We start from the raw sequence: 25721 nt of genomic DNA on the forward strand, positions 1-25721 counted from the left end.
TCGGTCCAGTAGGGTGACCGCCGTAACTGCGGGTGGAGGAGAACCGGGTTTGGGGCAGTCACTGGCGGATGGCCAGGAATTCGCGGGCTATCGGATCGAACGGCTGCTCGGGAGCGGCGGCATGGGCGAGGTTTATCTCGCGCGCGACCGCGACCTGCCCCGACCGGTCGCATTGAAGCTGCTGAGCCGGGCATTGACCAACGATGCCGAGGTCCGCGAGCGGTTCCGCCGCGAGGCCGACACCGCGGCCCGGCTGTCACATCCGGACATCGTCGCGGTGCACGCGCGCGGTGAACAGGACGGTCAGCTGTGGATCGCGATGGAGTACGTCGACGGCACCGATGTGGGCGCCGTGCTCGGCGAGGGGCCGTTGCCTCCGGCGCATGCGGTGCGGGTCGTCACCATGACGGCCCGGGCACTCGATCACGCGCATCGTGCCGGAGTCCTGCATCGCGACGTCAAACCGGCCAATATCCTGCTTGCGCGCGGAGCGCAGGAACGGGTGCTGCTCGCCGATTTCGGTATCGCGAAGGCACTCGACGAATCGGTCGGGCTCACCCGCACCGGTGAGGTGCTCGCAAGCCTGCGCTATGCGGCACCCGAACAGTTCGATACCGACGCGGTGGTCGACCACCGCACCGACGTCTACGCGCTCGGCGCCACCCTGTTCCACATGCTCACGGGCACGGCCCCGTATCCGGGGACGAATTCCGCACAGCTGATCCACGCCAACCTCAACCTGCCGATACCTGCGCCGACCAGCCGAAACCCCGCATTGCCTCCCGGATTCGACGCGGTCATCGCCCGGGCCATGGCCAAGGATCGGGCGAATCGGTTCGGTAGTTGCGGCGAGCTCGCGGCAGCGGCTAACGAGGCATTGTCCGGGGCACCGATGCCGTACCCCGCCTTCGCCCCGACGGCGGCGCCATCACCTGGCTCGAATACCAAGGGTCGCCAGATCGCGTTGATCAGCGCCGCCGTGGTCGTGCTGGTGCTGGTGCTCGGTGGCGCGGGTGCGGCGGTCGCCATCGCGATGCGCAACTCGGCCGCCGCCGACCAGCAGGCGCAGAAACAAGAGACAGAGCGGCAGCAGGTAGAGGACACGCGCGAGGCGGCGCGTCAGGCCGCGTGCGATTTCACCCGTGTCATGACCAATTACGACTACCGGGATCTGGACGGCTACCTACGGTCGGTGGACGCGGGTTCGACCGCCCCGTTCAGAACCGAATTCGACAGTGCGTTTCCCGGCCTGCGCGACGTCATGTCGGCTTCCCGGACGATCTCGACAGGCTCCGCTATCCAGTGCTTCCACAAGTCCGGCAACGCCGACCGGGCCGAGGTGACGGTCATCGCGAACCAGGCCATCACGAACGGCACCACCCCGACGCCCAGGAACCAGCAGATATCGTTCGTCATGACGATGGTCCATCTCGACGGCCGCTGGCTGTGCAGCGAGATGAACCAGTCGAAGTAGCCGCGCTCACACAGGTCCGACCGGAATCCCCTTGGCCGCGGTGGTTCCGCAGAACTCCTCGATACTCTCGTCGAGCGCGACGGCCTCGGTGGCACCGTCGAAGGCCGGCGCGGAGAGCCTGCGCCGGACACCGGTCAGCCGCTCCTCCAGCTGAGCGATGCGCTTGTCCTCGTCCAGTCCGAGTACCGGACGCAGTGCCGCTGCCGCACCGTCGAGACTGCCATTGATCAGGTGCGCGGCCGCGGAATCGACGCGCGCCAACGCTTCCGCGCCGTAGGAACGCTGCCACGACGGCCCCGCCGAATACAGTTCGATCGCCTGCTGGGTGGCGGTGAGCGCGGGCTCGGCCAAACCCAGATGAATGTAGGTGGCACCCGCGTAGTACTCGGCCTTCGCGTCGGGGAAACCGAAGACGCCGCCGATACCGTCGTGCAGCGTGTCCGAACCCGAACCACCACGGGCGTCTATCGCCGCGCGCAGGCAGCGTTCGGTATCGGCGACACTGCCGATCTTCGACCAGATCCTGGCCTCGATATTGCTCAGCCGCACCCGCGCGGTCGCCGAATCCGCGAATTCCAGACCGCTCTGGGCCAGCTCGACCGCCCGGCGTGGGCGCTCGGACCAGTATTCGATGAGCGCATGCATGCCACGGGTCCACGCACGTAATCCGTTGTGGCCACACAATTCGGCGTAGGACCGCGCGGCGCGGATCTGTTCGGCGGCGGCGTCGTAATGCCCGAGGTCGGTGCTGGCGTTGGCGAGCAGACCGGAGAGGCTGCCCGCGAGCAGATACAGATGGCTGGTATCTGCGGGACGCTGCTGCCCTTCCAGAAGCCGATACACCCGCCGTCGCACCCGCAGCATCTCCACCATCATCGGTACCGGCGGAATATGCACGTAATCGTTGGCGATTCGGGTGACATCGGCGTCGAGCTGTTCCAACGTCATCGCGCCGACATTGGTGCTCTCGGCACGACTTGCGTGTTCACTGGCCTCGTGGGCAGCCGCCATTATCAGGTCCCTCTCCGAAATCGCTGCTAACGCATCGCCTCTCACCGCGCCGGCGTCTATGAGGTCCAAGAGTTCCGCGTCGCTCGAATAACTGCTGTGCGCCGAGTCGCCGGCTCGCGCGTCGAATCGCGGTATGGCGGGCTGACTGATCAGCTCCGCGAACCGTGCCCGCACCACATCGTCGGACCTGGCCAAGGAAGTATCGAGCGCGGCCTGGTTGACCGGCCGTGGATGGACCCGGCTGCCGCCCGCCTCCCATTTGGATACCAGGCGCTGGTGCACCCCCAAATGGGCGGCGAACTCCCGGATACTCATCCGCATGGCGTCGCGCAGCGCCCGGGTCTCCTTACCTGACCACTGCCGGACCACGTTGTCTTCCCTTCCGAACGAAACGTCCTCCACAGATTACGAGCAATTTGTGAGCCCTGCCACAAGGCTTTTCGGGCCGAATAACTGGCGGCGCAAGGGCAGTGGAACGCCGGCGTGTGGGCGCTTGTGGCGCGCCGGGGATTTCGGCGAGCCTGGAATCGGTGGCGAAACCGACTCCGACCGGCCCGACATCAGCGGCCAGGGGGCTCAGGGATGAACGTGCAAAAGCTCAGAACGATCGACGATTGGGCGGCGTACTACCGGCACGAATTCGGTCTGGTGGTGACCGAACGCGGCGGGTTCGTGATGCTACCGATCACCGCACGGGCCTGCGTGGTCCATCTACCGACCGAGCGTGCCGAAAAAGTCCGCGCAGCACTGGATCAGCAGGGCATCCGAGCGCCGATGCTCGCCAGGCAGATCCGGTGGAGTTTCTTGGCCGCGCCCGACAGCAGGCCGGGCTCGCAGGTCATGGAGGTTCTCAACCGCCTCGATATCGGCATTCCTGCCGTCGGCAGTGCCGTCATGCTGCCCACCGGGCTCGGCCGCTGGACCAGAGAAGGCTGCTACTGGGTCGAACCACCCGAACGCGATGAACTGCTGCCACCGCTGTCGGTGATCGTCACCACGGCGCTGGCGGTCGGATCGGATCGGCCGGACTGAGCGGTCGTCCGCGCTCGGCCCCGGCGCATAGACGAGGAAGCTGTGCGCTGGGCCGAGCGGGCTAGCGGTCGAAGCTCGGCAGCGGGAAGTTCAGGTACGCCTTCGACGGCGTCGGTCCGCGCTGGCCCTGGTACTTCGAGCCGGTGACAGCACTACCGTAGGGATTCTCGGCGGGGCTGGTCAGCCGGAACAGGCACAGCTGGCCGATCTTCATACCCGGCCAGAGCGTGATCGGCAGGTTCGCCACATTCGACAGCTCGAGCGTGATGTGGCCACTGAAACCCGGATCGATGAAACCAGCGGTCGAATGGGTGAGCAGGCCGAGGCGGCCGAGACTCGACTTGCCCTCCAGACGCCCGGCCAGGTCGTCGGGCAGAGTGCAGACCTCGAGGGTGGAGCCGAGCACGAATTCACCCGGATGCAGCACGAACGGCTCCCCTGGCGCGGGCTCGACCAGACTGGTCAGCTCATCCTGCCGCTGCGCCGGATCGATATGGGTGTATCGGGTGTTGTTGAACACCCGGAACATCCCGTCCAGGCGCACGTCGATACTCGACGGCTGGATGAGGGTTTCTTCGAATGGCTCGAGCCCGAGACGCCCACCGGCGATCTCCGCACGGATGTCACGATCGGAAAGCAGCACGCGCAAGAGCGTAATGGCAGGCTTCTGCGCGCGCGTCACCGGGAAGTTGTCGCACCCCGGGCGCAGGATGAGCACATGTCTGATTCCGACGCCACTGCCCACCGCCACCACGCCATCGATTACATCGAGATCGCCGTCACCGACCTCGCCGCGGCCACACGCTTCTACGGCGAGGCGTTCGGCTGGCAGTTCAACGACTACGGCCCCACCTACGCGGGCATCCGCGACCCCGCCGCACCCGAAACTTCCGAGGTCGGCGGACTGGCGCTGGCCGATCAGACCCGGCAGGGAGGGCCGCTGGTGCTGCTGTACTCCGACGACCTCGACGCCTCGGTCGGAGCGGTCGAAGCGGCGGGCGGCGCGGTCGTCAACGGGCCCTACGAGTTCCCCGGCGGGCGCCGATTCCATTTCACCGACCCCAGCGGAAACGAACTCGGGGTCTGGGCGCAGAAGTGAGGTCATTGCCGGGCTGACAGCTCAGCCATCGCTGCTCCGCTCAGTCGTCGCCGCCCAGGTATTTCCGGAGCTGACCCACAGTTCCGGCTAACTCGCGTTCCGTTCGGTCGCGGACTCCACGTCGGTGATGCGCGGGAACGGGCTGGCCGCCTCGAACTGGTAGGCCAACTCCAGCAGTGTCCGTTCGGCGCCGCGCCGGGCGGACAGCTGGACCGAGCCGGGCAGGTTCGCCGACATCCGTCCGTGTGGGAGCGAGACGGCGGGCCCGCCGCCGACATTGTTGAGCGGTGTGAACCCGACATAGTCGACGAGCTTGGCGAACAGTTCCTCGAACGGCAGGTTCGGCGAATGCTCGCCGATCAGCGGCGCCGGATGCGAGAGCACCGGGCTGAGCAGGACATCCACCTCGGTGAAGTGGCCGTCGTAGATCGCGGGTGCGGCGCGGAGTCTGCGCACCGCACCCACCACGCCCAGCGGACGGCTCGCCGCAAGGGCCGACAGACCTTTGGTGAACGGATCGCGCAGGCGCGGGTCGAAATTCTTGCGCTGCGCTACCCGGAACGAGGTCGACAGCAGCGCCGCGACGGCGGCCCAGTACAGCTTGAAATCCTCGATGAACTGTTCATCGATATCGAGGCTGGTTTCGACCACCTCGTGGCCAAGCCCGGCGAGCACGGCCGCCGCGGAATCGAGCACCGCGCCTGTTTCCTCGTGCACGGCACGGCCGCGGACGTCGTACCTGATCAGGCCGATCCGAAGTCGCCGATCGCTCGGCCCCTCCACAAGGCCGATCGGTGGCAGCTTGGTGTTGGTGTGGAACCGTTCGGCCGCGGCCAGATAGTGCGCGGTATCGCGCACGGATCGGGTGAGAACACCTTCGGCCACCAGATGGACCGGCAGCTGCCGTGCACCCGGCTGGTCGAGCAGCCGGTTACGGGTCGGCTTCAACCCGACCAAGCCATTGGCGGCCGCCGGGATGCGCGTCGAACCACCACCGTCATTGGCGTGCGCGATCGGCACCACACCCGCCGCGACCAGCGCCGCCGACCCACCCGACGATGCCCCCGCGGAGTGATCGGTATTCCACGGGTTGCGGGTGGCCGGCCGGTCGGCGTACTCGGTGCTGGCGGTGAGCCCGAACTCGGGCAGTGTCGACTTGCCGAGCACGACGAACCCGGGATGCAGGAACTGCGCGCCCGGACCGCTGGTGCGGGCAGCCGGATGCGGGTCGAACGCGGCCGAGCCATGGCAGGTCGGCATCCCGGCGACGTCAGTGTTGTCCTTGACGAAGACCGGTACCCCGGAGAACACTCCCGAGGTCGCCCGCGCGGCGCGCGCGTGTGCGAAACATTCCGTCACGATGGCATTGAGCTGCGGGTTCACTCGTTGCGCCCGTTCGACGGCGGCTTCGATCACTTCGGCGCGGCTCACCTGACCGTCGCGGATCGCCGCGGCCAACGCCACCGCGTCCAGCTCGCCCAGCGCGTCGTCGGTGAATGCGTGTGTGGGTGTGCTCATGTGCTGGGTGTTCCTCACTTCCCGTACGAGCCGCGCCGGCTCGGAGGGTGGGTCGAGGTTTCCGTTACCGGCCGCTGCTTTCGCAGGATAGCGATGCTCATGCCACCGCTGCTCCGGTCGACGATGTGCGCAGTTCAGGGCGTGCGGCCCCCTCCGGCAGCAGGTGGGCGAGCAGCAATTTGATCAACAGCACGGGCGCGAACCACAGGAGTTCCTGCGGCACTGTGATCAGACTGGTCACCACCACCAGGCCGAATGCGGTGGCCGCGAAGGCGATCGGACGGCGCAACGGTTCCGGCGCAACCGTCACGATGACGGCGCCGCCCAACGCCACCGTGTAGATGACGGCCGCGACCAGCCACCCGAAGCCCGGTACCACCGCCGCCAGAATGAACGGCTGCACATGCACCGCGACGAATCCCAGGTGATGAACCCACGTCCGGCCCGGCCGGTGATACCACCGCTTGGCCGAGGCCATCGCGTTGACCACCGCCCCGCCGAATACGTCGAAGGCGATCAGCACGACCACAACCACCGCGATCCACGACCATTCCGCGGCGACGGCGAGGGCGGAAGCTGTTGCGGCACCGCCGATTGCGGCGCCGAAGCCAAGGCACACTTCAGCGCGTGTCGCCTGTGGCGCGATCAGCCGTTCGATGAGAGTCATCGCCGAATCCCTTCCACACACACGTGCAGTACGGGTTCCACCAGCTCGCGCAGCGACATGTCGGGATCGACCAGGGCTTGCACCAGGCATCCTTCGATCGCCGCGACGATGACCGTCGCATGCCGCGCATCGATCCCTTGACGCAGTTCGCCACCAGCGGCGGCCTCGGTCAACAGCTCGGCAATCGCGGCGCGGTAGTCGCGGTAGACGCCGACCAGGTCGATCGGCGGATTCGCGGCCCACACGTCAAGCAGGACCCGCACGTGGTCGGGATGCGCGTCGAGCATTTCCATCGCCCCGCGAACCAACCGCGCCAGCCGTTCCAACGCGGTGCCGGCACCGAGTTCGGCGAGCACCTGCCCCGTCTCCGCGACGTAGCTGGCGAACACACCGGTCAGCAGCGCATCCCGGCTGCCGAAATACAGGTAGATGGTCCCTTTCGCGATCCCCGCCTCGGCCGCCACATCGTCGACCCGCGAGGCCGCGAACCCCTTCCGCGCGAACACCTTGGCCGCCGCATCCAGAATCTCCCGCTGACGAGCGGCCCGATCGACAACTTTCGGCATGAGTCGATTATGAATGACCGGTCAGTCATAAACAACCCCAGGCGCCGGAAAAGTGAATCTTCTTGGGAGCAGCGAGGATCGGCCCACGACACCGGCACCACCCGGTGCCACACTCTTCCTCGCCGACAAGCGCCGTAGCCGCCGACCCCCGCCCCACCACACACTCCAACCGCAGGTCAGACGCGCTTACCTGGAGCTTTCCCCCGACGGCACCGACTCTGCTACAGTCTCCGTTGATACCCGGTATCGGGTGCTGCCGATGTAGTTCAATGGTAGAACTTCTGCTTCCCAAGCAGACAGCGCGGGTTCGATTCCCGTCATCGGCTCCAGCAAGAAACGGTCCTCACCAAGCGCCGACCAGTTCGGCAGCTCTTCGGTAACTGCCGGTCAGATCGTCGGCAGCCCGAATCTCCATGATCTCCTCGTCGGTCTTCACCGCTGTTGTTGACCCTGTGGGCGGTTGGGGTCGGATTCGGCTGGTCTTATCGGTCGAGTTGGGCTTGGAAGATCGCTCGGTTGAAATAGGCGCGGGCTTCGTGAATGAGTCCGTCGTCATCGAGGTCGTAGACGTTGATCCCCGACCAGTTCACCGGGGTTCCGGTGGTGGTTACGGCGGCTCCGGACCAGCAGACCGCGACCGAGTTTCCGACGGTGTGGGCTTCGCGCGGGGTCAGGCCGAGGAACAGGCTGAAATTGGGTAGCACCGAGGCAATGAACTCGCGGATCGCGGGGCGGCCGACGATCGGCGGCTCACCGATCGGATCGTGGAACACGCCGTCGACGGCAAAGGCATCGGCCCAGGCGTCGGCATCAGCGGACTGGGAAGCGGCGAAAAACTTCATCACGGCGGCGGGCATGGCGGGCATGGTCATCGGGGAATCTCCTGGGTTGATAGTGGTGGGAAAATCGTTGGCATTCATGCCGTTACCGGGGTGCGATGGTTTCGTTCGTAGCGTCGTGCGAAGGGCAGAACCGCGAGACCGGTGACGGCGAGTAGCGCTTGCAGCGCGCACACGCCGGCCCAGCCGAGGCCGGCGTAGCAGGCGCCAGCCGCGGCGGCGCAGATCGCGCCGCTGAGGAACACCGCGACCATGTAGACGGTGTTGGCGCGGCTGCGCGCCTCGGGCAGGTAGGCGAAAATGCGGGCCTGGTTGGCGATCTGGCTCCACTGCACCGCGACATTCACCGCGATGATCGCCACGATCATCGACGCGATCACGGTCCGGCCGAGGGCGTACGCTCCCGCCGAGACCAGGGTCAGCACCAGCGCGGCGGTGACGATCGGCAGCGGGCCGCGCCGGTCGATGAACCGTCCGGCCCACGGCGCGGCGAACGCACCCGCCAGACCCAGCATGCCGAACAAGCCAGCGGCCGCGGCGCCGAAGTGATACGGGTTGTGGGTGAGTACCAGCACTAGCGAGGTCCAGGTGGCGTTGTAGGCACCGAACAGGCTGGCGTGCAGCAGGCACGACTGCCGCAACGCCGGCTCGCTGCGCAGCAGCCGCGGCAGGGACGCCAGCAACTGCCCGTAGCCGATCGTGTTGTTGCGGTTGGGTTCTCGCGGAATCAGAGCCACGGTCAGCAACCCCGATGCTGCGGTCAGCACGGCCGCGAGCACGTAGACCGCCCGCCACCCCAACGCCTCACCGACCGCGCCACCGATCACACGGGAGCCGATGATTCCGGTCATCAATCCGATCTGGACTCCGGCCACCGCCGAGGCTCGCCGCTGTGGCGGGGCGAGTTCGGCGGCCAGCGGCACGAGCACTTGCGGGACCACGGTGAATCCGCCGACCAGCGCCGCGGCCGCCGCCAGCAACGATAGACCTGGCGACAGCGCAGCCAATAGCAGCGCAAGCACCGTCACGGCCAGCATCACCATCAGCAGCGGCCGTCGTCGGCGCACATCACCCAACGGCACCAGGAACAAGATTCCCGCGGCATAGCCGAACTGTGCGCATGTCACCACCAACCCAGCCGACGACGGTGCGATCCCGAGTGCACTGGCGAACAACGTCAGCAACGGTTGTGCCAGATACACATTCGCCACGGTCACGCCACTGCAGATTGCCATCACCGCGAACAACAGCGGACGCACCTTCGTTCCGGCATCGGTCGCCGGGGTTTGAGTTGGGTTCATCAGCATCTCCAAACCGATCGAACTAGTTAGTTCGAATGGTAGAAGTCGATAGGTTTCGAAGTCAAACGAACTGGTTCGTTACAATTCACCTTGTGGCATACGACTCAGCGGCAACCAAGGAACGCATCCTCACTGCTGCGGTGACCGAGTTCGCCACCTATGGCGTCGCGGGCGCACGGGTGGATCGCATCGCAGCCACCGCGAAGGCCAACAAGCGGGCCATTTACGACTACTTCGGCGATAAGAAGGCGCTGTTCGGTGCGGTGCTGGAACGATTGATGACCGAACTTGCCGAAGCTGTCCCACCCCGCGACGACGAAGACCTCGACGCTTACGCGGGCGCGCTTTTCGACTACCACCGCGCTCATCCCGAAGCTCTGCGGTTGCTCCTGTGGGAAGCGCTCGAACTCGGCGACGAACCGGTCCCCGATGAACCTGCACGCACCGAGCACTACCTCGACAAGATCCGCGCCGCCGAAACCACCACCGGCGACGACGACCCGCGAGCACTGCTGTTCTTTACCCTCGGCCTGGTCGGATGGAGCTTGGCCATGCCGCAATTGCGGCGCATGATCCTTGGGACCGACTACCCGCTGGACCGGCTGCGCAATTCCGTCTCCTCGGCGGTCCGGGCACTGTCCAGCACATCACACCACTCTGCTGAATAGACCGCGAGCGTCCTTCGTCAGAGCGGAAACTCCTGCGCGTGCCGGGGAAATCTCGTGTCCGCCACTGCGCTAAGAAATAGCCCGGGTTCACCCACCCGCCACTGCGACATAGCCTCCCCAGGCGAAGTACGCGGTATCGACCGCCACACCGGCAGCCGCGGCACGACGCCCGGCCACCTGCTGCGACGCACCCCGCAGGCGGTCCAGCCAGATCAGTAGGTACACCGCAAGCAACGTAGCGGCGAGCCAACCACCGAGGTCTCGAGTAGCAGGCAGGGCGACCATCCCGCCGAGCAGAATCTCCACAACGCCGGACATCGCTACAAGCAGCCGCGGCCACGCCGGTCACGACGGCACCAGCGCCGCGTAGTACGCCGGCGCCACAAAGTGTGAGACACCGCAGGCGATGAGGAACAGTCCGAGCACGGTCGCTGCGATAGCGTGCATGGGGTGAGCATGGCGCCGGCGTGCCTGTGGCGGCTTGAACAAAACGATCGCCGCCGCGTCTTCGCGCGTGATGGATCGGCGGCGTTGTTCGCCGATACCGGTACCTCGGCCGTCACGAACCATCGCCATCCGACCTGGAAGCTGATCCTTCCGCTCGGCGACAATCCCGCCGAGGTCAGCGCGGGCGGCTCAGGGCGGCTCGCCCCGCCCGCCGTGCTTATTCCGCCGCAGTGGCCGCATTCCAGTCGCGTCGTCGACGGCTATATCGGCCTGTTCCTCGACGCGCGACTCTTGCCGCCCGCCGGCGATCCGGCTCAGGCCGGGGCCTTTTCGATGCGAGTGATGCGGGTGTGGCCGTCGAGGGTGGCGACGGTGACCATCTGGTTGAACGTGTCGGGGGGTTCGCCGGGGTACTGCTGGACCAGGTCGACGAGATAGCGCTCGGGGGCGGAATTCGGCAGCGGCGTGATGGTGACGCAGTAGCGGGTGCCGAGGGGGACCTGGGAGATGCCGCGGTCGATGCCCGCGGCATCGGAGACGGCGGCGTCGGCGGTGACGAAGCCGCGCGCACGGTGGCCGTCGCGGGCGACGTAGTAGGCGTGCTCGAATCCGAAGATCGCGTCGGCACCGGACCCGGTTCCGCCGGTAGGAGTTCCGGACACCACCGCACCACCGGTGCCGTCGAGTTGCTGCACGCACCCGTCGGCCGCGTACGGCGGTGACTCCACCGGCGATTCGGCAGGCGGCGTTGTTGGGGCGGCTGCCGCTGTGGAACTACCCGGTGGGAGCTGGTCGCCGGCGTTCGGGGTCTGTCCGCGAACATCGGCCGACACCGCGCGTTTGTCCTCATCGCCGGTCGAGGTCGCGATGACAACGGCGACCGCCGCGATCCCGATTGCCAGCCCAACGCCCATGAGGATGCTCAGCGCGCGGCCGCCGCCGCTGCCGTCGTCGTCGCGGGTCGCGCGTTTCGACCGCGGTTTACGCCAGCCGCCACCGATCTTGCCGCTGCGGTCGATCAGCGGCGGCAACAGCGAGGGCTCATGATCGCGGTAGGCGGCGACCGTCTCCTCCGGTGCGTCGTACTCCGGCTCCTGCTGCCACTGCTCGGTTTCCTCGTCGGCAGCCTCCTCATCGGCCGCGGGAGGTTCCAGCGGGCCGGTGGGCGTTTCGAGCCAGTCGTCCCAGTTGCCCTCGCGGTCACCGGGACCACCTTCGGGCGGCGGCCTGCGCCGCCGCCCCCGTTTGCGGGGCGGCGGTACACGCACCATCGGCAGCCCGGGGTCGAATGGGTTGTCGCTCATCGGTCGTCGTCGGCACCGATCGCGGGTGCGGTGGCCATGGTGAGCGTCGCCGGGACGGTCACCCCGAGCTGGCCGGGCCTCGGCTTACGGTCCTGATCGCCACCACCCTGGCCGGTCCCTGGCGGGATGACCATGCCGCCGTGCTGTCCGCCAGAGGCTGGTGGCGGTGCGGAGAACGGTCCGCCCCCGCCACCGGTGTTGTCGGAAGGCTTGGGCTCGGCCGGCTGCGAACGAGATGCAGGCGGGGGTGGCGCCGCCATCGCGGCACCGGGGGTGGAGGGCGCCGTCTCCGGTTTCGGCGCGGGCCCACCACCGAAATCGAACATCTTCGGCGGCACCGGGTTCCCGGCGCCGGCAGGTGCCGTCGAGGACGGACCGGTCTGCGCCTGGTCGGCCTTGTTCGGATTGAGCGCCTGCTCGATGGCGGTACCGGCTTGGGCGCCGACAGTGTCGACGACTTTGAGGCCGACGTCGGCGATCCGGTCGATGATCTTCGATCCGAGTTCCACTCCGGCGTCGATGGCCGTGGTGCCCAGCTGGACGCCGGCGGCCACGAGCTGCTGCTGCAACTGCAACTGCATCGCCAGCGCCGGATCGATCGGCTGGCCCGGTACGGCGCCCGGCACCGTCGTGGTCGTGCCGGGGATGGCGCCGGGTGTGGTGAGCACGCCCTGTGGCGTGGTCACCGTCATGGGGCCCATATCGCGCAATCGCTGTCGGTGGCCGTCCATTTCGCCCTGAGCGGTGTTCACCACGCCGAGCGCCTCCCGGATGGCTTGGGCGGCACGGTCGATGACGGCGTCGGTTTCCGGCGCCGAGGTGGCCGTGTCCAGGATGGTGCGGGCGTCGCGCCGGAAATCGTCGATGATGCCGTCGACCTCACGTGCCGCGCGACTACTGGTGAACTGGGCATCCGACAGCAGCGCCGCATACTGCGGTCCACGGTCGGCGACGGCGCCGATCTCGCTACGGGTGGTACGGATGACGGGCACCGCGGCGTCGGCGGCCTGGCCGGACCACGTGGACTCCAACGCATGTAGGCCACGGGTGTGGGTGGATTCGGTGGCATCGGCGGTGGCCGAGGCCGTGGTCAATGCGCCGAGTACTTGCTGGTCCGGGGCTGCCGCACCCGATCCGAGCCCGGAACGCAGCCGCAGGAGCGGTTCGGCGAGGACCGTCACCATGGGCGGATCGGATATCGGTTTCATGCCTGCTCACCCGCCCGGCCGAGCGCGGCGGCGCCGTCGGCATCGAGGCCGCCGGCTGCGGCGGCTTGCCCCTGCACCGTCTGCCCGTACGCGGTGACCAATGTCGCCGCCGTGCTCAGCGCGGTGTAATCGTCACCGACGGCCGCGACGAACTCGGTCGCGAAATCGGCGCCGAGCAACCCCACTCCCGCAGCGATGCGGGCCGCGTCGGTTCCTGGCACCAGCTGCGCCGCGGCACCCGCGAGCTCACCGGCCACCTGATCCGCGACCACCTTGTATGTGCTCACCGCATCCGGATCGATCCGCACAGTTCGCGCCACTTCGGCCCCCTTAGCTCGTCGTTCGAGGTACGACTGGACTGTAGAACAAAAGCCCTGACCCAGCGTCCTCCACGATGGGTTACCCAGCGGGACACCGCAACCCCACGCTCGAAACCGGACGCCCGCGCGTGTCGCCCCACGAGGACGAGCTGGGCCGATGCCGCCGAGTCCTCGGCCGATGCCCGATGTGTCCCTGGCGATGCCCGTTCAGCCCGCGCGCAGCAGCCGGAAGCGGGAGCCGTGGAAGATGAGCGGTTCGCGGTGCGGATGGGTGGCGAGGCGGTCGATGGCGAGCAAGCTCAGGCCGAGCCGGCTCGCGGTGGTCAGGCGCGGCCAGGTGGAGGAGGTGTTCTGCACACAGAACGACACCAGCGGCAGGTCGAGCGAAACAGGCACGAAGGTCGCCACCGCCATACCGTGCGGGACACCGTCGCCCCGGGCGCAGACCGCGACCACACCGCTGGGAAAGTTCGCGAATGCGCGGCGCAGGCCGGCGCCGTCGGCGGGTGAAGCGAACAGCTCATCCATGATTCGCCACCCCGACCTCGGCGGCCAGTGCCTGAACCACCGGCCGCCGAGAGCACCGGTTAGACGCAGCGCGATCGAAACCGGGCATGTCGGTGCCCAGCGCTACGGTCGACGTGTGACGGACGGGCGATACACCTTCACCGCGCGATTATGGGAGCACCACGGTCAGGGCTCATGGCATTTCGTCGACCTGCCCGAAGAAATCGCTGACGAGATCGAGGAGATCTATGGGCACCGCTCGGGTGGATTCGGCTCGGTGCGGGTCCGGGTGACGATCGGCGGCAGTCGTTGGTCGACGTCGCTGTTCCCGGATAAATCCCGCGCCACCTATGTGCTGCCGGTGAAAAAGCCGGTTCGTCTGGCCGAAGATTTGGTTGCGGGCTCACGGGCGCGGATCGAGATCGTCATCGCGATCTGATCCGCGCACCGATTATCCCGTCAGCTGGGCAGCTTCACGCATTCGGTGACGATCTTGGCCTGCGCCGCACGCGTCTTGTCGGCGTCCTCCTGACTCATCCCGAAATTCTCCCCATCCGGGGACTGCGGATCGTGCTCGCCGCTCAACAGCGTGCGTAGCCCGTCCTGGGAGATGCCCTCGGCGACAAAGACCTTCGCCACGCAATCGGCGAGTGCCTTGTCCTGCATGCCCTTGTCCTGCATGGACTTGGACAGTTCTGCCTCCGTAACGGAGGCCGCCTCGGCATCGCTGCCGCCGCACGCAGCCAGCAGCGGCAGGGCGATGAGCGCCGTGGCAATGAGCTTGATCCGCACCGAAATCCTCTCTCAGGTGGTGATGCCGAACCGGCGGCGGGCGCCGGGTCGATGGCCCGCACCGCCGATGCGGCCGAATCCACGCACCGTGTGTAGTCGCAGCGGGGCGAGGTCCGCAACCCGAAGGCCGGATTCCGTGCGCTACACAGCGCGGCCCTGCGCATTCGCGCTCGCTCTCGGGCAGCCGATCAGAGATCCATGGCGGCGCGCAGGGCGGTGTCGAGCCGGTCCATCGTCTCCGGATCGGCCTCGTCCACCCGTTCGGCCAGCCAGCCGCGATAGATCCGGCCGATATTGCCCGCGTGCACCCAGCCGAGCGTGCCGAGCTGAACCGCGAGGATGTCCTTGGGGTCCTGGTCGAGCAGTTCGGCGGCGATCAACCAGGGGCGCGGGGATTCGTTGATGCCGTCACTGCTGATGAGCACGACTGTGCGATGTCGTGGCGAACCGTGCGGGTGGTAGAGCCAGAGTTCACCCCTGCGCACGCATCGCCTCCTCGGCGGCGGCCAGTTCTGCCGCCTCGATCGCCGCCTCTGCAGCGATAACGGCCCGGTCGGGGACGGGGCCGACGCCGGTGCGCACGGCCTCGCGGCGCGCGGCCTTGGAGATCCAGGCCGACGGCGACATTCCCGCGCGGGCGGCGGCCTGTTCGGCGAACGACCAGGCGGCTTCGTCCAGCGAAAGGGTTACCTTACGCGTTGCCATACCTTTTATCGTACCGGTCGCCGGGTATCCACCAGCCCAGATTTCCACAACTGACAGCGCCCGCCCACTGTTAATCTTCCGACACAACCAGACGACCGATCGGAGTTCGACGATGAGCACGATTCGCCATGACCGGTTCGGCTCCGGCGAACCCCTGATCCTGGTCCACGGAGTCGGCAGCCGCAGGCAGGTATGGGGGCCGATCATCCCGGCGCTCGCGAACTCCTTCGAGGTGATCGCGGTGGATCTGCCCGGCTTCGGCGAATCGGAGCCGCTGCCGCACACTTCGGTCGCCACTCTCACCGACGCCCTCGCAGGCTTCCTCATCGCCGAAGGCATCGAACGACCCCACCTCGCGGGCAATTCGATGGGTGGCGGGATCTCACTCGAACTCGGCGCCCGCGGGCTCGCCCGCTCGGTCACCGCCTACTCCCCGATCGGCTTCTGGGACACCGCGGGCCGGATCTGGTGCCAGCAGTCGCTTGGCAAGTCGAAGGCTCTTGGCGGGCATCTGCGATCCCTGTTGCCGAAGGTTCTCGGCACCGCTGCCGGCCGCACCGCCTTCCTCAGCCTGGTGGTCGGCAAGCCGTGGGCACTCGACACCGATATCGCGATCGCCACCGCACTCGGCGCCATCGACGCGCCCGGTTTCGACGACGCCCTCGCCTCCTTCACCGATTTCCGTCTGCCCGACCCCGCCGCCCTTGCCGGCATTCCGGTCACCATCGCCTGGGGCAACCGCGACATTCTGCTGACCTACGCCACCCAGGCCCGCCGCGCGAAGCAATACCTTCCGGGCGCGAAGCACATCACGTTGCACGGCATCGGCCACACACCGTTCTACGACGACCCCGACGCCTGCGCGCAGGTGCTACTCGGCGAGCGGCGGTAGTCGCACGAAAGCGGCCGCCGCCTCCCCCTGCGAGGCGACGGCCGGATCCGAGATTAGTGGGTCAGCGGCCCTGCCACTGCGGCTCACGTTTCTGCGCGAAGGCAAGCGCGCCTTCGGCGGCATCCTTGGAGAACAGCGCGGGGAGCGCGACCTCACCTTGTTTGGCGAAGGCTTCGGCGACGGTCCAGTCGGGTGATTCGTCGATGATGCGTTTGCTCGCGGCGACCGCCAGCGGAGCCGCTGCCGCGATCTCGGCGGCGAGTTCGAGGGCGGTATCGAGCGCCGCATCGGGTTCGGTGATCCGGTTGACCAAGCCGAGTTGATATAGCCGCTCGGCACTGATCCGGCCACCGGTCAGCGCCAGTTCGGCGGCGGTACTGCGGGGTAGGCGCTGGGTCAGCCGTAGTACGCCGCCACCGGCTGCGACCAGACCGCGCTTGACCTCGGGAATCCCGAACTGTGCGTCGCGGGCGGCGACGATCAGATCACCAGACAGAGCCAGCTCGAACCCGCCGGCCAGCGCGAACCCCTCGACCGCCGCGATCATCGGCTTGACGGGCGGCTTCGCCGCGATCCCCAACGGGCCGCGATGCGGGGTGATCGGCATCTCGCCACGGGAGGCGGCGACCAGATCCATCCCGGCGCTGAATGTGCCGCCCGCGCCGGTGAGCACGAGCACCCTGGCTTCCACATCGGCCTCGAACGCGTCGACGGCCGCTTCGATGGCCTTTGCGGTCGCCAGGTCGATGGCATTGCGGGCCTCTGGGCGATTCACGGTCAGCACGGTGATCGCGTCGCGCCGTTCGACCAGCACCAGATCGGTCATGGAATGTCCTCTCGATGAGCAGCACATGGCCGTCGCGATCGGGTCCGGTGACGACCACCGGGATCGACACTAGGCGAGCCGGGCGGTGTGTGACGCGGCTTCGGGTGGCTCTTCCGCTCAGCGGACCGCATTCGACCTTACCGGAGAGTAAGATCCGGGTCATGGGTTCACATATCGCGGTTCGATTCGACGGCCGGCGCGCCTACGTCACGCTGAACCGTCCGGACAAGCACAACGGGCTCACCATCGACATGCTGCGGGAACTGATCGCCGCCGCACACACCATCGCCGCCCATCACGACGTGCGGGCGGTCATCCTGTCCGGCAACGGCCCCAGCTTCAGCAGTGGCCTCGACATCGCCGAGGCCACTGGAGACCCGCTCGCCATCGTGCGCAACTTCGTCCCACTGCCATGGCGGGGCACCAACACCTTCCAGGAAGCGTGCTGGGCCTGGCGCAGGTTGCCGGTCCCAGTGATCGCGGTCGTGCACGGGCGTTGCTACGGCGGCGGTCTGCAACTGGCCCTCGCCGCCGACGTCCGCTTCGGCACCCCCGATTCCGAATACTCGGTCATGGAAGTCAGACACGGGCTGATCCCGGATATGACCGGGACAGCGACGCTGGCCAGGCTCGTCGGCGCCGACCAGGCGCTGCTGCTCGCGATGACTGCCGACACCGTCGACGCCACCTACGCCGACCGCATCGGCTTGATCACCGAGATCAGCGCGGACCCGATGGCCGAGGCGGAGAAGCTGGCCGACCGCATCGCCTCCCGTCCGCCCCAGGCCGTCGCCAGTGCCAAGCGGCTCATCGACCGCGCGTGGCACGCGTCCGCACGCCGAGCGTTCGCCCTCGAGCGTGCTGCGCAGTTGCCGCTGATCGTGCGGCGCGCATTGGGATCAGGTGGAAAAACAACGAAATAGATGTGGAGGATCGGCCGGTCGCAGGCGCAACCCCCCAATTTCACGGAATTCACTGCTAGCATTTCCGACGATTTGCCCGCCAGCCGAAATGTGGTGCACGACACACGTGCATGCCGTGGATCGAGGCCCATTTCGGCGCGACCCCGGAGGCTCGACTCAGTGAGTAGAACCGCGTCCATCCTGATGACCGCGATCGCGGGCGCCTCAGCCCTGCTTCTCACCGCGACTACCCCGGCCACGGCAAACCCAAACGCCATCAACCCGATTCCGGTGCTCAACGGCACCAACGGCCTGCCCAACCTGCCCGGGCGCACCAAGGCCGTCTTCCAGGTGACCGGCATGGCAAGCCCGAATGTCACCCAGAACTACAACGTGCTCGGCACCGACCTCGGGATCATGTGGGACAACGGGCACGGCGAGATGCTCACCGCGTTCGGCGATACGGCCGGTCTCGGTTTCCCGAATCTGCTCGCAGGCAGCATGTGGGCCTGGCGCAGCAATATTCTGGTGCGTAGCCACACCACCGACCCGGCCAATGGCATCTTCTTCGACAGCGTGGTCCGCGACGTCTTCGGTCAGGCCAGGGATCTGATTCCGAGCCCGAAGATTCCGTTCCTCGAGATCAGTCGCATCCCCACCGCGGGTATCTCGGTCGGCGGAGTGCAGTACATGAGCACGATGTCGGTGAAGACCTGGGACGCTCCCGGCGAGTGGACGACCAACTTCTCCGGCCTGGCCGCCTCCGCCGACAACGGCGAGACCTGGGCCGATCTCACCGCCACCCGGCGCCCGAACGAGGGTGGCAACGCCAACTTCCAGATGAATGCCTTCTTGAAGGACGGCGGCTTCGTCTACGTCTACGGCACGCCGTCCGGTCGCGACAACGCCGCCTACATCTCGCGGGTACGCGAGCCCGATATGCAGAACCTCGGCGCCTACGAGTACTGGGACGGCGGCGGCTGGATCCGCGATGTCAACAAGGCGGCCCCGATCATGCACGGCGTCGGCGAACTGTCGGTGATGTACAACGACTATCTCGGCCAGTTCATCTCGCTCACCACCGATCCGTGGAACTCGGTCGTCATGCGTCGCGCCTCCTCGCCGGTCGGCCCATGGAGCGCGCCCGAGGTACTCATCGACACCCGTGAACTGCCCAGTGCCTACGCACCGTCGATCTTCCCGTACCAGACCGGACGCGACCTCTATTTCCTCACCACGGTGCACAGCCAGTACAACGTGGTGTTGATGCGTACACAGCTGTAAATACCTGTGCTCCTGCCGATGCCCGCGCCGAACAGCGCGGGCATCGTCGTTTCGGAGGAGTTCGCGCATGCGACAACTCGGGCGAGGGGACTACCGGCCGTCTCGGCGCTCGCCGAGACGGTGACCTGCTGAGACTCCCGCGAATCCGAGACAGGCTTGACCTGAACAATGGTTGATGTACGAGTCTCGGGGAATCATGCTCGACCGACCCCGGGAGGAACCGATGACCACGAACACTCAGGCAAGCCCGGACATCACAGCAGTGCACGCGTGGCTGCATGCCCGTGCTCAGCCGCTGCGCACCGAATCCGATGCCGTCGGCACCGATCTCGATCCGTTGATCGCGCGGCTCGCCGATGCGACCGTGGTCGGGCTCGGCGAGTCGACCCGGTTCTCGCGGCAGACCTTCGGAGTACGCGAGCGCATCTTCCGCGCGCTGGTGCAACAGCACGGTTTCCGGGCCTTGGCCGTCCAGGACGGCGCACGGTCAGGGGACCGGCTCGACGCCTACGTCCGCACCGGCGACGGCGATCCGGCGACGGCGCTCAGTAAAGCCTGGCGCCCGTGGCGGACAGCGGAAATGGTGGCCGCGCTCGACTGGATCCGCGCGTTCAACGAGCAGCATCCCGACGATCCGGTCACGGTGTTCGGCATCGTGCCGCCCGCCGCCGAACCCGCCGATTACGACGCGATCCTCGACCACGTCCGCCGGCACGCCCCGGACGCACGGGCGCGGCTGGAATCCCATCTCGATCCGATCCGTACCGCGCACCGAATCGACGAGCACGTGCAGCGTCATCAGGGCATCCACCCCGGCCGCCCGTTCGTCGAGCATGCCCGCGACGCCCTGTCACTGCTCGAACAGCTGCCCGAGGTGCCCGATGACATCGCCGCGCGCATGCGGATGATCGTCGACTTCCATCAGTCCAGCGTCGCGGGTCAGGGCGGATTCGCCCGGGATGAAAGCGCTTCGGCCGACTCCATCATCGAACGACACCGGCGTGCCGGCGCCAAGATCGTCTACTGGGACGGGATCGGGCACACCGCAGCCACGGGAGCGAGCATCGGAAGAACCGATCCGGAGCAATTCCGCGGCGTTGGCGCCCATCTGCGTGCGGAGTTCGGCGAGCAATACGCCTCGGTTGCCATCGGCTTCCACCACGGGGACCTCGGCCTGGCGATCGCACCCGATCCGGCGCCCGAACTCATCGATGCGGCCCTTGGCACGATCGACCTACCCGCCTTCGCCATCGACCTGCACGGAGACGCTCCCGGCACCGTCGAGCAGTGGCGTCACGCACCGGCGAAGCTGCGCACGATCAGCGGCGTCTACGAACCCGCCAAGGATGGTGAGGCGTTCACGGCGGTCGACTCGCTCGTCGAATCCTTCGACGTGCTGATCCACATCCGCGAGACGTCGCCGGTGGACTGGCTGCCCGAGTTCGCGGCCTGACGTCGCGCCCCGCACCCGGGTGGTCAATACACTGGCCGCTATGGACGCGGCCGATTGGGATGCGCGGTACGCGCAAGGTGAATTGGTGTGGGGCGCACCGCCGAACAGCACCGTCGTGGAGCATGTGTTCGGCTTGGACCGGGTGACGCCGTTGTCTCCGGATGCGGACGGCGTCGTCCCCGACCTGCCGCGCGCACTCGATCTGGCCTGCGGCGAGGGACGCAACGCGCTGTGGCTGGCCACCCATGGCTGGCAGGTGCACGCCGTGGACTTCTCGCAGGTCGGCATCGACAAGGGGCGGACTGTCGCGACCCGGTTGTCGCGTTCGGTACGGGACAGGCTGACCTGGCAGTGCACCGATCTCACCGACCTCGACAGCGCCGGGATCACCGGACCGTTCGAACTCGTTCTGATGGTGTTCCTCCACCTGCCCGCCGCCCAGCGTCGCCCGCTGGTGCGGCGGGCGGCCGAGCTGCTGAGTCCGGGCGGCACTCTGCTGGTCCTCGGCCACGACAGCACCAACCTCACCGAGGGTTACGGGGGCCCGCAGGACCCCGAGATCCTGTTCACTCCCGACGACATTGTCGCCGACTTGGACGGACTCCCTGAGATCCGGATCCGCGTCGCCGACCGGATCCACCGGCCGACCGAAGAACGAGATGCCATCGACGCCCTCGTCATCGTCACCCGCGCCGATCCGGAACCCGACCCCGAACAACCAGCGCCACCGGCCTGATCGACGCGACCGGAACCGGCCGACCAACCGACCGGAGTTCGCGCGCCCACAGGAGCCGGAGTTCGCGCACGTCTCGAGCGGCAGATGGCACCGCCGCCCACCGACACGGTCGCGCTCTCGGTCCCGGCCGCGTGGCAATCGAGCCCGTCGCACTGCCGCTTCTCGACCGAACCGCGCGCACCCGCTCTGGGGCGAGCGTCGTATCGGCGCTATCTACTCCAGCGCTCGAACCACGGGGTCACCGTCTCGGCGATCATCTCGAAGCCCGTCCGGAAGGAGTGCGGCTGACCTGGGATGACACGTACCTCGGCAGCATCGGCCGGATCGGGGATACCGAAGGGGTCGCTACCACCGTTGATCACGACGACCTCGATATCGCCGGGTGCGAGCAGCTCATCGCGGCGGGATTTCTCCGGCTTACCCGGCGGGTGCAGGGGAAACGACAGTGCGATCACCCCGCGCGCACCCACCTCGATCGCGGTGCGGCACGCCACCCGCGCCCCGTTACTGCGGCCGCCCTGGATGAGCGGCGCTTTTCTGCCCACCCGTCGACGGACCGCGTCGACGATCTCGAGCCAGGCCGCGTCCTGTTTCGCCGCCGATCCGGGCGCCCGTCCACCTGCGACCCGATACGGCTGGAGCACCAAGCCGACCGCTCCACCGGTGGCAATAGCCGAATCGCGAACAGCGATAATGTCTTTGGTATCCACACCACCGCCGGCGCCGTGGGTGAGCAGCAACAGGAACTTCGCCCCACGCGGCCGCCGCAGCTCCACCTCGGCGGGCCCGGCACTCGTCTCGATCCGCACACCTCACAGTAACCCCAGGTCAACTGCCAGCAGCCGGGCCAGAGGTTGGCGGCGTGTTCATCGCGTCACATTGGCGAGGTTCGTCTTTGCGACCGCCTTACCGGCCGGTAATATGGCACATAAGTTACCCGCGAGTAGCATGCGGAAAACCGGCATGGCTACCCGGAGGCGACAACGGGCGGGAACGGCAGAACAACCGACCGCACCAACTCGATGGAGAGTGAGTAGCAGACATGGGCCACTACAAGAGCAACGTCCGCGACCTGGAGTTCAACCTCTTCGAGGTCCTCGGCATCGGTTCGCTGCTGGACAACGGCGCCTACGGTGACCTGGACACCGAGACCGTGAAGGAAATGCTGAGCGAGGTCCGGCGCCTGGCCGAAGGCCCGCTGGCCGATTCCTTCGTCGACGGCGACCGCAACCCGCCGGTCTTCGACCCGGAGACCCACACCGTCACTCTCCCCGAATCGTTCAAGAAGTCCTACCGCGCCCTCGAGGACGGCGAGTGGTCCAAGGTTCCGGTCCGCGAGGAGCTCGGCGGCCTCGGCGCCCCGAGCGTCGTCGGCTGGGCCCTCGGCGAGATGGTCCTCGGCGCCAACCCGCCCGCGCAGATGTACGCGGCAGGTGCAGGCTTCGCCCAGGTCTTCTACAACAACGGCACCGATGAGCAGAAGAAGTGGGCTCAGATCATCGCCGAGCGCAACTGGGGCGCCACCATGGTGCTGACCGAGCCCGATGCCGGCTCCGACGTCGGCGCGGGCCGCGCCAAGGCCGTCAAGCAGGAAGACGGCTCCTGGCACATCGAGGGCGTCAAGCGCTTCATCACCTCGGGTGACTCCGACGACCTGTTCGAGAACATCATGCACCTGGTGCTGGCCCGCCCCGAGGGCGCAGGCCCCGGCACCAAGGGCCTATCGCTGTTCTACGTGCCGAAGTGGCATTTCGACTTCGACACCAAGACCAAGGGTGACCGCAACGGCGTCTTCGTCACCAACGTCGAGCACAAGATGGGCATCAAGGTCTCGGCCACCTGTGAGGTCACCTTCGGCGGCCACGGCGTGCCCGCCAAGGGTTGGCTGGTCGGCGAGGTGCACAACGGCATCGCGCAGATGTTCGACGTCATCGAGAACGCCCGCATGATGGTGGGCACCAAGGCCATCGCAACCCTGTCGACCGGTTACCTGAACGCCCTGGACTACGCGAAGCAGCGCGTACAGGGTGCCGACCTGACCCAGATGACCGATAAGGCCGCACCGCGCGTCACCATCACCCACCACCCGGACGTGCGTCGCTCGCTGGCCCTGCAGAAGGCTTACGCCGAGGGCCTGCGCGCCATCTACCTCTACACCGCCGCGCACCAGAACGACGACATCGCCAACCTGGTGTCGGGTGCTGACAAGGACACCGCCTTCCGCGTCAACGATCTGCTGCTGCCGATCGTCAAGGGTGTCGGTTCCGAGCGGGCCTACCAGTACCTGACCGAATCGCTGCAGACCTTCGGTGGCTCCGGCTTCCTGCAGGACTACCCGATCGAGCAGTACATTCGCGACGCCAAGATCGACTCGCTGTACGAGGGCACCACCGCCATCCAGGCGCAGGACTTCTTCTTCCGCAAGATCGCCCGCGACCGCGGTGTGGCCCTTGCCCACGTGGCAGGCCAGGTCCAGAAGTTCATCGACTCCGAAGCGGGCAACGGCCGCCTGAAGGCCGAGCGCAAGCTGCTGGCCACCGCGCTCGAGGATGTGCAGGCCATGGCCGCCACCCTGACCGGGCACCTGATGGGCGCCCAGGAACAGCCGACCGAGCTGTACAAGGTCGGCCTCGGTTCGGTGCGCTTCCTGCTCGCCGTTGGTGACCTGCTCATCGGCTGGCAGCTGCTGCGTCAGGCCGAAGTCGCGGGCGCCAAGCTCGACGAGGGCGTCACCGGTGCCGACGAGTCCTTCTACACCGGCAAGGTCGCGGTCGCGCAGTTCTTCGCCCGCAACGTCCTGCCGGAGCTGACCTCCACCCGCGCGGTGCTCGCCAACCTGGACAACGACATCATGGAACTCGACGAAGCCGCTTTCTAGCGGTCCCGCCTACCCGAGGTTCTTGGCCGGACTCAGACGCTACGTGCGTGGCGTTGGCGGGCGGCGATAGGTCGTCTGGCCGGGTTAGCCCGTACCCGGTGAGTTACCCGGATCTTGCGAGATCAGGTGGCGAGTTGGGATAAAGCGAAGAGTGGTCCGGAAATCATTCCGGGCCACTCTTTTGCGTGCTCGTTCCTGTCGTGGCCTTGCCCGGCGTGGCCTCGTCTGTTCTGGCGTGGCAGGTCGCGGTCGTCCCCGATAGGGTTCTCCTAGCGTTCGGAACCGGAGAGCACGCCAGGAGGAAACGTGATCGGGAAGCGATCGTTGTCTGCGGTTGCTCGTGTCGGGGTGGTCGGTGCCGTGTGCTCGATGGTTCTGGCCGGGCCGGCGATCGCCGATCCGAACAACGTCAACCCGATTCCGGGACTCAACGGGCAACCGCGCGGCCTGCCCGCGCTGCCCGGGCCCACGCAAGCGGTCTTCCAGGTCACGGGCATGGACAGTCCCAACCAAACCCAGAACGCCAATGTGCTCGGCACCGACCTCGGCATCATGTGGGATGACGGCCGCGGCGGCATGATCACCGCCTTCGGTGACAGTGCGGGGCTCGGTGTGCCGAATCTGCTCGCGGGCAGCGTCTGGGCCTGGACCAGCAATGTCCTGTTCCGCAGCCACGATCCGGACCCGTCGGACGGCATCATTTTCGACGGCGTCGTCCCGAATCCGCTGCCGAGCCCGAAGATTCCGGGCATCGAGATCAGCCTCATCCCCACCGCGGGTATCTCCGTGGGTGGCGTCCAGTACATGAGCATGATGTCGGTGCGGCACTGGGGCGATCACGGCAAGTGGGACACCAATTTCTCCACCCTCGCCGTCTCGGGTGACGGCGGCCAGACCTGGGCCCAGCTGCCGACCACTCGCCGCGCGAATGTCGACGGCTTCGAACGTTTCCAGCAGAACGCCTTCGTCAAGAGCGGCGGCTACGTCTACAAATACGGCACCTCCGCAGGCCGCGACCACGCGGGATACATCAGCCGGGTCAAAGAACCCGATATCGCCAATCTCGACGCCTACGAATACTGGGACGGCCACGGCTGGAAACCCAACGATGCCAAGGCCTCCGCTCCCATCGTGGGCGGCGTGGCCGAACTGTCGGTGCAGTGGAACGACCATCTCGGCCAATTCGTCATGCTCACCACCGACCCGGCCAATTCGGTGGTCCTGCGCACCGCCCCGGCCCCTGAGGGCCCGTGGAGCCCACCCCGCACCCTCATCGAGGCGGCCGCCCTCCC

28 protein-coding genes, 1 tRNA gene and 1 pseudogene are annotated in these 25721 nt (G+C 67.2%); 13 read left to right on the top strand and 17 right to left on the bottom strand.

All coding sequences use genetic code 11. The features are described from left to right. Window positions 1-49: 49 nt before the first annotated feature. The gene (locus GV792_RS25690; RefSeq protein WP_256668393.1) at window positions 50-1474 is read left to right on the top strand and encodes a serine/threonine-protein kinase; all 1425 of its coding nucleotides are present in this window, start codon (window positions 50-52) and stop codon (window positions 1472-1474) included. Window positions 1475-1480: 6 nt separating this feature from the next. Here the strand turns inward: GV792_RS25690 and GV792_RS25695 are convergent, their stop codons facing one another. Continuing rightward, window positions 1481-2854, bottom strand: a complete 1374-nt coding sequence (locus GV792_RS25695) for a helix-turn-helix domain-containing protein (protein WP_163827297.1) — start codon at window positions 2852-2854, stop codon at window positions 1481-1483. A gap of 213 nt (window positions 2855-3067) precedes the next feature. Here GV792_RS25695 and GV792_RS25700 point away from each other — a divergent pair, with 213 nt between their 5' ends. After that, complete coding sequence (locus GV792_RS25700) at window positions 3068-3517, top strand: hypothetical protein (RefSeq protein ID WP_163827299.1); 450 nt, start codon at window positions 3068-3070, stop codon at window positions 3515-3517. A gap of 61 nt (window positions 3518-3578) precedes the next feature. Here the strand turns inward: GV792_RS25700 and dcd are convergent, their stop codons facing one another. Then, the gene (gene dcd, locus GV792_RS25705) at window positions 3579-4160 is read right to left on the bottom strand and encodes a dCTP deaminase (RefSeq protein WP_163827301.1); all 582 of its coding nucleotides are present in this window, start codon (window positions 4158-4160) and stop codon (window positions 3579-3581) included. A 75-nt stretch (window positions 4161-4235) separates the two neighbouring features. On the opposite strand from dcd, the gene GV792_RS25710 reads away from it, so the two are divergent. Then, complete coding sequence (locus GV792_RS25710; RefSeq protein WP_163827303.1) at window positions 4236-4616, top strand: VOC family protein; 381 nt, start codon at window positions 4236-4238, stop codon at window positions 4614-4616. An 87-nt stretch (window positions 4617-4703) separates the two neighbouring features. Here the strand turns inward: GV792_RS25710 and GV792_RS25715 are convergent, their stop codons facing one another. The 3 genes from GV792_RS25715 to GV792_RS25725 all read right to left on the bottom strand — a co-directional run bounded on the left by GV792_RS25715 (window position 4704) and on the right by GV792_RS25725 (window position 7367). After that, window positions 4704-6134: an amidase gene (locus GV792_RS25715; RefSeq protein ID WP_163827305.1), complete on the bottom strand. Its 1431-nt coding sequence runs from the start codon at window positions 6132-6134 to the stop codon at window positions 4704-4706. Window positions 6135-6231: 97 nt separating this feature from the next. Further along, on the bottom strand, window positions 6232-6801 hold the full coding sequence (locus GV792_RS25720) for a hypothetical protein (protein ID WP_163827307.1): 570 nt from the start codon (window positions 6799-6801) through the stop codon (window positions 6232-6234). After that, the gene (locus GV792_RS25725) at window positions 6798-7367 is read right to left on the bottom strand and encodes a TetR/AcrR family transcriptional regulator (protein WP_163827309.1); all 570 of its coding nucleotides are present in this window, start codon (window positions 7365-7367) and stop codon (window positions 6798-6800) included. Before GV792_RS25725 ends, GV792_RS25720 begins: the two co-directional genes overlap by 4 nt. A 255-nt stretch (window positions 7368-7622) precedes the next feature. Between GV792_RS25725 and GV792_RS25730 the strand changes: the two genes are divergently transcribed. Then, window positions 7623-7696 (top strand) — tRNA-Gly (locus GV792_RS25730). A 153-nt stretch (window positions 7697-7849) separates the two neighbouring features. On the opposite strand, the gene GV792_RS25735 is transcribed toward GV792_RS25730, so the two are convergent. Together GV792_RS25735 and GV792_RS25740 are read right to left on the bottom strand one after the other, a co-directional pair. Further along, window positions 7850-8239, bottom strand: a complete 390-nt coding sequence (locus GV792_RS25735; RefSeq protein ID WP_163827311.1) for a nuclear transport factor 2 family protein — start codon at window positions 8237-8239, stop codon at window positions 7850-7852. Window positions 8240-8283: 44 nt separating this feature from the next. Continuing rightward, window positions 8284-9507 carry an MFS transporter gene (locus GV792_RS25740; protein WP_163827313.1) on the bottom strand — a complete coding sequence of 408 codons (1224 nt, stop codon included), beginning with the start codon at window positions 9505-9507 and terminating at the stop codon, window positions 8284-8286. A 92-nt stretch (window positions 9508-9599) separates the two neighbouring features. On the opposite strand from GV792_RS25740, the gene GV792_RS25745 reads away from it, so the two are divergent. Beyond that, window positions 9600-10175: a TetR/AcrR family transcriptional regulator gene (locus GV792_RS25745; RefSeq protein ID WP_175583306.1), complete on the top strand. Its 576-nt coding sequence runs from the start codon at window positions 9600-9602 to the stop codon at window positions 10173-10175. 87 nt (window positions 10176-10262) lie between these two features. Here the strand turns inward: GV792_RS25745 and GV792_RS29925 are convergent, their stop codons facing one another. The 5 genes and pseudogenes from GV792_RS29925 to GV792_RS25770 form a co-directional block, all read right to left on the bottom strand. Next, window positions 10263-10493: a hypothetical protein gene (locus tag GV792_RS29925; RefSeq protein ID WP_256668392.1), complete on the bottom strand. Its 231-nt coding sequence runs from the start codon at window positions 10491-10493 to the stop codon at window positions 10263-10265. 443 nt (window positions 10494-10936) lie between these two features. After that, the gene (locus GV792_RS25755; protein WP_163827317.1) at window positions 10937-11926 is read right to left on the bottom strand and encodes a hypothetical protein; all 990 of its coding nucleotides are present in this window, start codon (window positions 11924-11926) and stop codon (window positions 10937-10939) included. Then, the gene (locus GV792_RS25760; protein WP_163827319.1) at window positions 11923-13134 is read right to left on the bottom strand and encodes a hypothetical protein; all 1212 of its coding nucleotides are present in this window, start codon (window positions 13132-13134) and stop codon (window positions 11923-11925) included. Before GV792_RS25760 ends, GV792_RS25755 begins: the two co-directional genes overlap by 4 nt. Beyond that, window positions 13131-13454, bottom strand: coding sequence for a hypothetical protein (locus tag GV792_RS25765; RefSeq protein WP_163827321.1), 324 nt, complete (start codon window positions 13452-13454; stop codon window positions 13131-13133). The genes GV792_RS25760 and GV792_RS25765 overlap by 4 nt, the downstream gene beginning before the upstream one ends. Window positions 13455-13742: 288 nt before the next feature. Beyond that, window positions 13743-13982, bottom strand: a pseudogene (locus tag GV792_RS25770) (flavin reductase family protein); the annotation flags it as partial. A gap of 115 nt (window positions 13983-14097) precedes the next feature. On the opposite strand from GV792_RS25770, the gene GV792_RS29930 reads away from it, so the two are divergent. Continuing rightward, entirely contained in the window at window positions 14098-14400 is a 303-nt protein-coding gene (locus GV792_RS29930; protein ID WP_163827325.1) for a DUF1905 domain-containing protein, read from the top strand. A gap of 20 nt (window positions 14401-14420) precedes the next feature. Here GV792_RS29930 and GV792_RS25780 read toward each other — a convergent pair whose 3' ends face one another. From GV792_RS25780 to GV792_RS25790, 3 genes are all read right to left on the bottom strand, one after another. Further along, on the bottom strand, window positions 14421-14753 hold the full coding sequence (locus tag GV792_RS25780; RefSeq protein ID WP_163827327.1) for a hypothetical protein: 333 nt from the start codon (window positions 14751-14753) through the stop codon (window positions 14421-14423). Window positions 14754-14941: 188 nt separating this feature from the next. After that, entirely contained in the window at window positions 14942-15238 is a 297-nt protein-coding gene (locus GV792_RS25785; protein ID WP_163827329.1) for a hypothetical protein, read from the bottom strand. Further along, window positions 15225-15458, bottom strand: coding sequence for a hypothetical protein (locus GV792_RS25790; protein WP_163827331.1), 234 nt, complete (start codon window positions 15456-15458; stop codon window positions 15225-15227). The genes GV792_RS25785 and GV792_RS25790 overlap by 14 nt, the downstream gene beginning before the upstream one ends. 112 nt (window positions 15459-15570) lie before the next feature. Here GV792_RS25790 and GV792_RS25795 point away from each other — a divergent pair, with 112 nt between their 5' ends. Further along, window positions 15571-16350 (top strand): alpha/beta fold hydrolase, encoded by a 780-nt coding sequence (locus tag GV792_RS25795; protein ID WP_163827333.1) that lies wholly within the window; start codon window positions 15571-15573, stop codon window positions 16348-16350. Window positions 16351-16411: 61 nt separating this feature from the next. Here the strand turns inward: GV792_RS25795 and GV792_RS25800 are convergent, their stop codons facing one another. Continuing rightward, window positions 16412-17176 (bottom strand): crotonase/enoyl-CoA hydratase family protein, encoded by a 765-nt coding sequence (locus GV792_RS25800; protein ID WP_163827335.1) that lies wholly within the window; start codon window positions 17174-17176, stop codon window positions 16412-16414. A gap of 173 nt (window positions 17177-17349) precedes the next feature. Between GV792_RS25800 and GV792_RS25805 the strand changes: the two genes are divergently transcribed. The 4 genes from GV792_RS25805 to GV792_RS25820 all read left to right on the top strand — a co-directional run bounded on the left by GV792_RS25805 (window position 17350) and on the right by GV792_RS25820 (window position 21551). Further along, the gene (locus GV792_RS25805) at window positions 17350-18099 is read left to right on the top strand and encodes a crotonase/enoyl-CoA hydratase family protein (protein WP_175583195.1); all 750 of its coding nucleotides are present in this window, start codon (window positions 17350-17352) and stop codon (window positions 18097-18099) included. A 159-nt stretch (window positions 18100-18258) separates the two neighbouring features. Beyond that, a complete protein-coding gene (locus GV792_RS25810) occupies window positions 18259-19362 on the top strand; it encodes a DUF4185 domain-containing protein (protein WP_163827339.1) in 1104 nt (367 codons plus the stop codon). Between the two features lie 223 nt (window positions 19363-19585). Beyond that, window positions 19586-20815, top strand: a complete 1230-nt coding sequence (locus GV792_RS25815; RefSeq protein WP_163827341.1) for an erythromycin esterase family protein — start codon at window positions 19586-19588, stop codon at window positions 20813-20815. A gap of 40 nt (window positions 20816-20855) precedes the next feature. After that, a complete protein-coding gene (locus GV792_RS25820; RefSeq protein WP_163827343.1) occupies window positions 20856-21551 on the top strand; it encodes a class I SAM-dependent methyltransferase in 696 nt (231 codons plus the stop codon). Between the two features lie 209 nt (window positions 21552-21760). Here GV792_RS25820 and GV792_RS25825 read toward each other — a convergent pair whose 3' ends face one another. After that, window positions 21761-22360 (bottom strand): alpha/beta hydrolase family protein, encoded by a 600-nt coding sequence (locus GV792_RS25825; RefSeq protein ID WP_163827345.1) that lies wholly within the window; start codon window positions 22358-22360, stop codon window positions 21761-21763. Between the two features lie 233 nt (window positions 22361-22593). On the opposite strand from GV792_RS25825, the gene GV792_RS25830 reads away from it, so the two are divergent. After that, window positions 22594-24429 (top strand): acyl-CoA dehydrogenase, encoded by a 1836-nt coding sequence (locus tag GV792_RS25830; protein ID WP_163827347.1) that lies wholly within the window; start codon window positions 22594-22596, stop codon window positions 24427-24429. Window positions 24430-24798: 369 nt separating this feature from the next. Then, on the top strand, window positions 24799-25721 hold a 923-nt coding region (locus GV792_RS25835), incomplete at its 3' end, for a DUF4185 domain-containing protein (protein WP_256673883.1).

Source organism: Nocardia cyriacigeorgica, assembly GCF_010868145.1.
GTDB classification, from domain to species: domain Bacteria; phylum Actinomycetota; class Actinomycetes; order Mycobacteriales; family Mycobacteriaceae; genus Nocardia; species Nocardia cyriacigeorgica_D.

What these genes read in the sequence shown, in the direction of transcription:
- GV792_RS25715 (WP_163827305.1), bottom strand. Translation starts at nt 6,134, where the DNA reads ATGAGCACACCCACACACGCATTCACCGACGACGCGCTGGGCGAGCTG.
- GV792_RS25790 (WP_163827331.1), bottom strand. Translation starts at nt 15,458, where the DNA reads ATGGCAACGCGTAAGGTAACCCTTTCGCTGGACGAAGCCGCCTGGTCG.
- GV792_RS25700 (WP_163827299.1), top strand. Translation starts at nt 3,068, where the DNA reads ATGAACGTGCAAAAGCTCAGAACGATCGACGATTGGGCGGCGTACTAC.
- GV792_RS25830 (WP_163827347.1), top strand. Translation starts at nt 22,594, where the DNA reads ATGGGCCACTACAAGAGCAACGTCCGCGACCTGGAGTTCAACCTCTTC.
- GV792_RS25725 (WP_163827309.1), bottom strand. Translation starts at nt 7,367, where the DNA reads ATGCCGAAAGTTGTCGATCGGGCCGCTCGTCAGCGGGAGATTCTGGAT.
- GV792_RS25720 (WP_163827307.1), bottom strand. Translation starts at nt 6,801, where the DNA reads ATGACTCTCATCGAACGGCTGATCGCGCCACAGGCGACACGCGCTGAA.
- GV792_RS25760 (WP_163827319.1), bottom strand. Translation starts at nt 13,134, where the DNA reads ATGAAACCGATATCCGATCCGCCCATGGTGACGGTCCTCGCCGAACCG.
- GV792_RS25800 (WP_163827335.1), bottom strand. Translation starts at nt 17,176, where the DNA reads ATGACCGATCTGGTGCTGGTCGAACGGCGCGACGCGATCACCGTGCTG.
- GV792_RS29925 (WP_256668392.1), bottom strand. Translation starts at nt 10,493, where the DNA reads ATGTCCGGCGTTGTGGAGATTCTGCTCGGCGGGATGGTCGCCCTGCCT.
- GV792_RS25795 (WP_163827333.1), top strand. Translation starts at nt 15,571, where the DNA reads ATGAGCACGATTCGCCATGACCGGTTCGGCTCCGGCGAACCCCTGATC.
- GV792_RS25820 (WP_163827343.1), top strand. Translation starts at nt 20,856, where the DNA reads ATGGACGCGGCCGATTGGGATGCGCGGTACGCGCAAGGTGAATTGGTG.
- GV792_RS25710 (WP_163827303.1), top strand. Translation starts at nt 4,236, where the DNA reads ATGTCTGATTCCGACGCCACTGCCCACCGCCACCACGCCATCGATTAC.
- GV792_RS25740 (WP_163827313.1), bottom strand. Translation starts at nt 9,507, where the DNA reads ATGAACCCAACTCAAACCCCGGCGACCGATGCCGGAACGAAGGTGCGT.
- GV792_RS25815 (WP_163827341.1), top strand. Translation starts at nt 19,586, where the DNA reads ATGACCACGAACACTCAGGCAAGCCCGGACATCACAGCAGTGCACGCG.
- GV792_RS25755 (WP_163827317.1), bottom strand. Translation starts at nt 11,926, where the DNA reads ATGAGCGACAACCCATTCGACCCCGGGCTGCCGATGGTGCGTGTACCG.
- GV792_RS25735 (WP_163827311.1), bottom strand. Translation starts at nt 8,239, where the DNA reads ATGACCATGCCCGCCATGCCCGCCGCCGTGATGAAGTTTTTCGCCGCT.